The organism is Corallococcus sp. CA047B, from assembly GCF_003612065.1.
Lineage (GTDB): Bacteria > Myxococcota > Myxococcia > Myxococcales > Myxococcaceae > Corallococcus > Corallococcus praedator.
In genome coordinates, this window is the sequence record NZ_RAWD01000386.1 from 1 (window position 1) to 7996 (window position 7996).

Below are 7996 nucleotides of genomic sequence, written 5' to 3' on the forward strand. Positions count from 1 at the left end.
CGATGCCCCCCAGGCCCCCCCCTCCGCCCCAACTCCAGACGGCCCCGGAGCAGCTCCAGAAGTTCGTCAGGGACCTGCTCACGCTCGACGTGGAAGCACCGTGGGACGAACTCGCGCAGGTGAAGCATTCAGACCCCGCGACGTGGAAGCCGTCCAATCCATACACCCTGGTGATGGGCCCCCTGGAGGTCGACGGCAACGTCCTGGTGACCACCGGCAAGCACGACGAGGGCGTCCTCATCGTGTTCGGCGACGTCACCTGCCGCAACCTCTACGTGGGCGTCGGGTTCTCGTTCGTGTGCACCGGCACGCTGCGTGTGAAGGAAGCGCTTGTCACCCGCGCTGCGGACAGCATCGCGTACGTGGCGGGCGCCGTGGAGGCGGAGCTGCTCGACTCCGGTTCGGGCGCGTGGCTCACCCTCTTTGGCGACCCGTCCCTGCTGCGCGCAAAGCACCTCACGCACTACGTGATGCACGGGCGCACGCCCATCAAGCCCCCGAAGCAGCCCGACCTGCGCACGCTCGTGGTGCCGGAAGTGCTCGACACCGAGGAATGGGATTCGCTCTCTCCGGAGGAGCAGGCGGAGGAGTCGCCCGAGGCCCTCATCCAGTTGGACACACGCGCCGTCAGCAAGCGCCTCGCGAGCGGCGCGAGCCTGTTCCTCGCGCCCTGAGCCGCGCCGGAGTCCACCCACTCCGGGTGCGAATCCATGTCAGACACGACTGTTAGGTTGCTCCTTGTCCGAAGGCTTGCGGCGACAGTTTTTCGCGGCCTCGGGCGCAACGAATCCTCAATAAAGGAGCAACACTTGAAGCGTCTTGCATGGAAGGCATTCGCCGCCGCATGGCTGACGGTGGCACTGACGGGCTGCGGAGCGGAGCTGGAAGCGCCCCTCGAAAACGGAGTGGAAGAGGAGCAGGCCCCGGTGAAGGAGAAGGGCCCGCCTCCGACGGAGCGGGTCCTCGCGTTCGCGGGTTGCACCGGGCCGATTCCGCTCACCAGCAACACCCCGGTGAACGGCCTGAGCGCGAACACCGGTGAGTGGTCCTGCACCTATACGCTGACCGTTCCGGCGGGTGCGGTGAACCTCCGCTTCGACACCGCCGTGGGGTCGGGAGACGCGGACCTGTATGTGAAGTATGGCGCGGAGCCCAACCTGGGCGCGTATGACTGTCTTTCCAATGGCAGCAGCAGCTCGGAGTCCTGCCTCATCAATACCGCCCAGGCCGGCACGTACTACGTGAAGGTCTACGGCTTCTCCGCGTTCTCCAACCTGCGCCTGACGGGCGCCTACACGCCGTCGGGTTCGGCGGGCTGCACCAGCACGACGACCCTGACCAACGGCGTGCCGGTGGGCAACATCGGGACGTCGGCGGGGAGCTGGTCCTGCATCTACCTGTTCTACATCCCCACGGGCGTGACGAGCGTGCAGTTCGTCACCAGCGGGGGCACCGGCAACGGCGACCTGTACGTGCGCCGGGGCTCCTCACCGAACGAGTCCACGTACGACTGCAAGTCCTCGGGCTATTCCAACACGGAGACCTGCACCGTGCCCGCGACCCAGTCCGGCATCTACTACGCGCGGATGTATGGCCAGGGCACCTTCTCCGGAGCGAGCCTGACGGCCAGCTACTCCATCACCGGCTATCCGGGCTGCACCACCACCAGCGCGCTCGTCAACAACACGGCCGTGAACAACGTGGGGGCCGCCGCCGGCAGCCTCTCCTGTGACTACACCCTCACCGTGCCGCCGGGGGCGACCAAGGTCGTGTTCACGTCGTCGTCGGGCTACGACGGCATGGGGCACCTCTACGTGAAGCGCGACAGCGCGCCCACGCCTGCGTCCTACGACTGCGCCTCCACGCTGGGCTCCGGCTCCGCGCAGACCTGCACCGTCAACTCGCCGGCGGCGGGCGTCTGGCACGTGCGCGTCTACAACGCGTCCTCGTCCGGGACGCTCTCCGGGGTAAGCCTGCGCGGCGTCTATACGCCCGGAAGCGGCGGCGGGGGCACGGTGCTGGGCAACAACCAGCCGGTGTCCAACCTGTCGGGCGTGGCAGGCTCCCTGAGCTACTGGACCCTCGTCGTGCCGTCGGGCCAGTCCTACCTGGACGTGACCACCACCGGCGGTACGGGTGACTCCGACCTGTACGTCCGCAAGGACACGCAGCCGACGGAAATCTTCTACGACTGCCGGGGCTACCTGGGCGGGAACAACGAGCAGTGCCGCATCACGGCCCCGTCCGCGGGCGTCTACCACGTGATGCTCCGGGGCTACGCCGACTATGCCGGCGTGCAGTTGAAGGCCGTCTACTCGCCCTGAGGAAGCAGGCAGGCTCGGCCCCGAGGCAGCTTTCTTTCCTCGGGGCCGGGGTGGGGAAACACTCCGCCCCCATGAGTGCTCGGCAGTTCGACGTGGTGGTCCTCGGCTCCGGTCCGGGCGGTGAAGGCGCTTCGATGAAGGCGGTGAAGTCCGGCCGCCGGGTGTGCTCCGTGGAGCAGAGCCCCCTGGTGGGCGGCGCCTGCACCCACACAGCCACCATCCCCTCCAAGGCGCTGCGCCACGCCATCCAGCGCCTCATGGACGTGCAGCAGGACCACCCGGAGCTGCGGGCGGAGCTGGCGCGGCACACCACGCTCAAGGACATGATGCGCGCCGCCAGCACGGTGGTGTCCAAGCAGGTGCAGCTGCGCAGCACCTTCTACGAGCGCAACCGCGTGGAGCTGGTGGTGGGCCGCGCGCGCTTCCGGGACGCGCACACGGTGGAGGTGACGGAGCCGCGCGGCTCCGTGGAGCTGATGACGGCCGGGGCCTTCGTCGTGGCCACCGGCTCCCGGCCCTACCACCCCAAGGGCGTGGACTTCCGCCACCCGCGCATCTTCGACTCGGACACCATCCTGCGGCTGCGCGAGTCCCCGCTGTCGATGATCATCTACGGCGCGGGCGTCATCGGCTGCGAGTACGCCTCCATGTTCCGGATGCTCGGCGTGAAGGTGGACCTGGTGAACACGCGCGACCGGCTGCTGTCCTTCCTGGACGACGAAATCTCCGACGCGCTCTCCTACCACCTGCGCGAGCAGGGCGTGCTCATCCGCCACCAGGAGGAGATGACGCAGGTGGAGGCCCACGATGACGGCGTGGTGCTGCACCTGAAGAGCGGCAAGCGGCTCAAGGCGGACGTCTTCCTCTGGGCCAACGGCCGCTCCGGCAACAGCCAGGACCTGGGCCTGGAGGCGCTGGGCATCGCGGTGGATTCACGCGGCTGCATCCAGGTCAACGACGCGTACCAGACGTCCGTGCCGCACATCTACGCGGTGGGGGACGTGGTGGGCGCCCCGTCCCTGGCCAGCGCCTCCTATGACCAGGGCCGCTTCGCCGCCACGCACATCGTGGAGGGACGGCTGGAGCACAAGCTGGTCAAGGACATCCCCACCGGCATCTACACCAGCCCCGAAATCAGCAGCCTGGGCCGCACCGAGCGCGAGCTCACCCAGGCGGGCGTCCCCTACGAAGTCGGCCACGCCTTCTTCAAGAGCCTGGCGCGCGCCCAGATTACCGGCCGCACCGTGGGCATGTTGAAGCTGCTCTTCCAGCGGGAGACCCGGGAGATATTGGGCATCCACTGCTTCGGGGACAACGCCTCCGAAATCATCCACATCGGCCAGGCCATCATGGCGCAGGAAGGGCCGGGCAACAGCATCGACTACTTCATCAACACCACGTTCAACTACCCCACCATGGCGGAGGCCTACCGCGTCGCCGCGCTCAACGGCCTCAACCGCCTGTTCTGAAGCCGTGCCTTTGGAATGACGAAGGGCACCGCGGGCGAATTGCCCACGGTGCCCCGGGTGTCACGGAAGCCGGACGCGCTTAGTAGCGGTACGTGTCCTGCTTGTAGGGACCGGACTTCTCCACGCCGATGTAGTGGGCCTGCTCCGGCGTCAGCTCGGTGAGCTGCGCGTTGAGCTTCTTGAGCTGGAGCCGGGCGACCTTCTCATCCAGGTGCTTGGGCAGCACGTAGACCTTGCCCACCTGGTACTTGTCGCTGTGCGAGTACAGCTCGATCTGCGCGATGGTCTGGTTCGCGAAGGAGCTGGACATCACGTAGCTGGGGTGGCCGGTGCCACAGCCCAGGTTCACCAGGCGGCCCTTGGCGAGCAGGATGATGCGCTTGTTGTCCGGGAAGATGACGTGGTCGACCTGGGGCTTGATCTCCTCCCACTGGTACTTCTCCAGGGAGGCGACCTCGATCTCATTGTCGAAGTGGCCGATGTTGCAGACGATGGCCTGGTCCTTCATCTTGGCCATGTGCGCGTGGGTGATGACGCTCTTGTTGCCCGTCGCGGTGACGAAGATGTCCGCCTTGTCCGCGGCGTAGTCCATGGTCACGACCCGGTAGCCCTCCATCGCGGCCTGCAGGGCGCAGATGGGGTCGATCTCCGTCACCCACACCTGGGCGGACAGCGCGCGCAGCGCCTGCGCGGAGCCCTTGCCCACGTCGCCGTAGCCGGCGACGACGGCGATCTTCCCGGCGATCATCACGTCCGTGGCGCGCTTGATGCCGTCCACCAGCGACTCGCGGCAGCCATACAGGTTGTCGAACTTGCTCTTCGTCACGCTGTCGTTGACGTTGATGGCGCGGAACAGGAGCGTGCCCTTGACGGACATCTCCTGCAGGCGGTGCACGCCCGTGGTGGTCTCCTCGGTGACGCCCAGAATCTTGGCGCTCTTGCGCGTGTACCAGGTCGCGTCCTCCGCGAGCTTGGCCTTGATGGAGGCGTACAGCTCACGCTCCTCCTCGCTCTCGGGCTTGGAGATGACGCCCAGGTCCTTCTCCGCGCGCTTGCCCAGGTGCATGAGCAGGGTCGCGTCGCCACCGTCGTCGAGGATCATGTTCGGACCCTCGTGGTCGCTGCCGGCGGGGCCGAACTCGAAGATGCGGTGGGTGAAGTCCCAGTACTCCTTGAGGGACTCACCCTTGTGCGCGAACACCGGCGTGCCGGCCTCCACCAGCGCGGCGGCCGCGTGGTCCTGGGTGGAGAAGATGTTGCAGGACGCCCAGCGGACTTCCGCGCCGAGCGCCTGGAGGGTCTCCACCAGCACGGCCGTCTGGATGGTCATGTGCAACGAGCCCGTCACGCGAGCGCCCTTCAGGGGCTGCTGCTTGGCGTACTCGTCCCGGATGGCCATGAGCGCGGGCATCTCGCTCTCGGCGATGCGGATCTCCTTGCGGCCCCAGCTGGCGAGCTTGAGGTCGGCGACGGCGTAATCCTGCTTCTTCTGCGGGGTGGCTGCGGTCATGGAATGGCTCCGGGTCCAGGTGGCGCGCCGTCCTGGCGAGAGAGGACATCAGGCCCTTCGGCCGGACTCACCCTCGCCAGAAACGCGTACAGGTGAGCGCCGTTGGGTCAGTCGGCTTCGAGCCTGGGGCCGGGAGGGCCTCGCAACGCTCCTCGAAGTCGCGGGGGAAACTACGGGAAGGCGCTCCGAATTTCAAAGGGAGATTGCCGGCCCCGGGGTCGGGCGGCGGTCGCCCCCGGAGGTGCCCTGGAGGACACCCGCTCGCTCCTTCCGCCTGCTTGCTTCCTGTCTCCGCCCTGACCCGCTCCGCCTGAAGAAGCCAGGGCGGCCGGGCTTGCTTGCCGGCGGCCCGACGGCGGCCTTCCGGGGTCTGGTGGCCCCGGCATTGCCACCTTCCTTCCGGGAGGCACGCCATGCAGCAGGGGCCACGCACCGGGAAGCAGCAGGGCATCCAGGGTGATGTGGCCCCGCCCGTGCCCTGGCATGCCCTGCCTGCCGAGGCGGTGCTGGAGCGGCTGGGCAGCACCGAGGCGGGGCTCACGGAGGAGGCGGCCCGGGAACGCCTTGCACGCTTCGGCCCCAACGAGCTGAAGCGCGAGCGCGCCGACAGCGCGTGGAAGCTGTTGTGGCGGCAGATCAACAGCCCGCTCATCTGGGTGCTCATCGCCTCCGCGGTGCTGGCCATCCTGCTGGGCAAGGTGACCGACGGGCTGGTGGTGGCCGCCGTCGTGGTGCTCAACACGCTCATCGGCTTCGTGCAGGAGTACCGCGCGGGCAAGGCCATCGAAGCGCTGGGCCACATGGTGCCGGAGTCCACCACCGTGATGCGCGACGGCCGACAGGTGGCCCTGCCCGCGTCGAAGCTGGTGCCCGGCGACGTCGTGCGACTGGCGTCCGGTGACCGCGTGCCCGCGGACCTGCGCCTGCTGCGCTCCCGCAACCTCCAGGTGGAGGAGGCCGCCCTCACCGGGGAGTCCGTCCCCTCCAGCAAGCACGTCGCGGCCGTCGCTGGGGATGCGGAGCTGGGGGACCGGGCGAGCCTCGCGTTCGGAGGCACCCTGGTGACCTCCGGCACGACGACCGCGGTGGTGGTCGCCACCGGGAGCGCCACCGAGCTGGGCCGCATCTCCCACCTGCTGGCGCAGGCCGCCGACCTGACCACGCCGCTCACGCGGGAGCTGGCGCGGCTGGGGCGCATCATCACGCTGGGCATCGTCGTGCTGTCCGCCGTGCTGCTGGGCGTGGGGCTCGGGCGCGGGTACATGTTCAGCGACGCCGTGCTGGTGTCCATCACCCTGGCGGTGGCCGCCATCCCAGAAGGGCTGCCGGCCATCGTCACCATCGCGCTGGCCATTGGCGTGCAACGCATGGCGACCCGCCGCGCCGTCATCCGCAAGCTGCCCGCGGTGGAGACGCTGGGCAGCACCACCGTCATCTGCACGGACAAGACGGGCACCCTCACCCGCAATGAGATGACCGTGCGCGCGCTGTGGACCCCGCGCGAACACTACGCGCTCACCGGCGTGGGCTATGACCCCGAGGGACAGCTCCTGCGGGAGGGGCAGCCCCAGGACGCGCCGCCCGAGGACGTGCGCGCGCTGCTGCTCGCGGGCGTGCTGTGCAACGAGGCCACGCTCCAGGCCCAGGACGGGCGCTGGCGGATGACCGGAGACCCCACCGAGGGCGCGCTGCTGGTCGCCGCGGAGAAGGTGGGCCTGGGCGTGAGCGACCTGCGCGCGCGCCATCCCCGCCTGGACGCCATCCCCTTCGAGTCGGAACAACAGTTCATGGCCACGCTCCACGCGAACGGGGCGGACGGCCGCGACCTGTTCATCTTCATCAAGGGCGCGCCGGAGGTGGTGCTGCGCCGCTGCACGCCGAAGGAGGACGCGGACGGCGTGCTGGCGCAGGTCGAGCGCATGGCGCGCCAGGGGATGCGCGTGCTCGCGGTCGCGCGCAAGGACGCCCCCGGGGCCACGGCCCTCCAGCTTCGCGACGCGGAGGACGGCTTCACGCTGCTGGGCCTGCAGGGGATGATCGACCCGCCCCGCGAGGAGGCCGTGGAGGCGGTGAAGGGCTGCCACACCGCCGGCATCCGCGTGAAGATGATGACCGGGGACCACCTGGCCACGGCGGAGGCCATTGGCCTCCAGTTGGGCCTCCACACCCCGGGGCATCCGGGCCTCACGGGCGCGCGCCTGTCGGAGCTGGACGACGCGGACCTGGCCCGGGCGGTGATGGACACGAACGTGTTCGCGCGCGTGGCCCCCGAACACAAGCTGCGCCTGGTGCGCGCGCTCCAGGCCCAGGGACACGTGGTGGCGATGACGGGCGACGGCGTCAACGACGCCCCCTCGCTCAAGCAGGCGAACATCGGCGTGGCCATGGGCATCACCGGCACGGCGGTGTCCCGCGAGGCGGCGGACCTGGTGCTGACGGATGACAACTTCGCCACCATCGTCTCCGCCGTGGAGGAGGGCCGCCGCGTCTACGACAACCTCATCAAGTCCCTGGCCTTCGTGCTGCCCACCAACCTGGGGCTCGCCCTCATCCTCCTCATGGGCGTGGCCTTCTTTCCCATCCAGCAGGCCGCGGGCGTGCACGTGCCGCTGATGGCCATGCGCCCCACGCAGCTTCTGTGGATCAACCTGGTGGCCACCGTCACGCTGGCGCTGCCGCTCGCCTTCGAGGCC

Annotated in this window: 5 protein-coding genes and 1 riboswitch; of the genes, 4 read left to right on the forward strand and 1 reads right to left on the reverse strand. The window is 68.9% G+C overall.

What is annotated here, in order from left to right; genetic code table 11:
* The 3 genes from D7X74_RS43295 to sthA all read left to right on the forward strand — a co-directional run.
* Positions 1-674: hypothetical protein (locus D7X74_RS43295; protein WP_120537614.1), on the forward strand; the 674-nt coding region annotated here is incomplete at its 5' end.
* Between the two features lie 135 nt (positions 675-809).
* On the forward strand, positions 810-2324 hold the full coding sequence (locus D7X74_RS36570; protein WP_158622348.1) for a PPC domain-containing protein: 1515 nt from the start codon (positions 810-812) through the stop codon (positions 2322-2324).
* Positions 2325-2395: 71 nt separating this feature from the next.
* Positions 2396-3793, forward strand: a complete 1398-nt coding sequence (sthA, locus tag D7X74_RS36575) for a Si-specific NAD(P)(+) transhydrogenase (protein WP_120537616.1) — start codon at positions 2396-2398, stop codon at positions 3791-3793.
* Between the two features lie 79 nt (positions 3794-3872).
* Here the strand turns inward: sthA and ahcY are convergent, their stop codons facing one another.
* Positions 3873-5303, reverse strand: a complete 1431-nt coding sequence (ahcY, locus tag D7X74_RS36580; protein WP_120537617.1) for an adenosylhomocysteinase — start codon at positions 5301-5303, stop codon at positions 3873-3875.
* Positions 5304-5390: 87 nt separating this feature from the next.
* A riboswitch (S-adenosyl-L-homocysteine riboswitch) is annotated at positions 5391-5463 on the reverse strand.
* A 253-nt stretch (positions 5464-5716) separates the two neighbouring features.
* Between ahcY and D7X74_RS36585 the strand changes: the two genes are divergently transcribed.
* A partial coding sequence (locus D7X74_RS36585; protein ID WP_120537618.1) for an HAD-IC family P-type ATPase occupies positions 5717-7996 on the forward strand: 2280 nt, incomplete at its 3' end.

Excerpts from the sequence above, each read along its gene's own strand:
- ahcY (WP_120537617.1), bottom strand. The coding sequence starts at position 5,303 with ATGACCGCAGCCACCCCGCAGAAGAAGCAGGATTACGCCGTCGCCGAC.
- sthA (WP_120537616.1), top strand. The coding sequence starts at position 2,396 with ATGAGTGCTCGGCAGTTCGACGTGGTGGTCCTCGGCTCCGGTCCGGGC.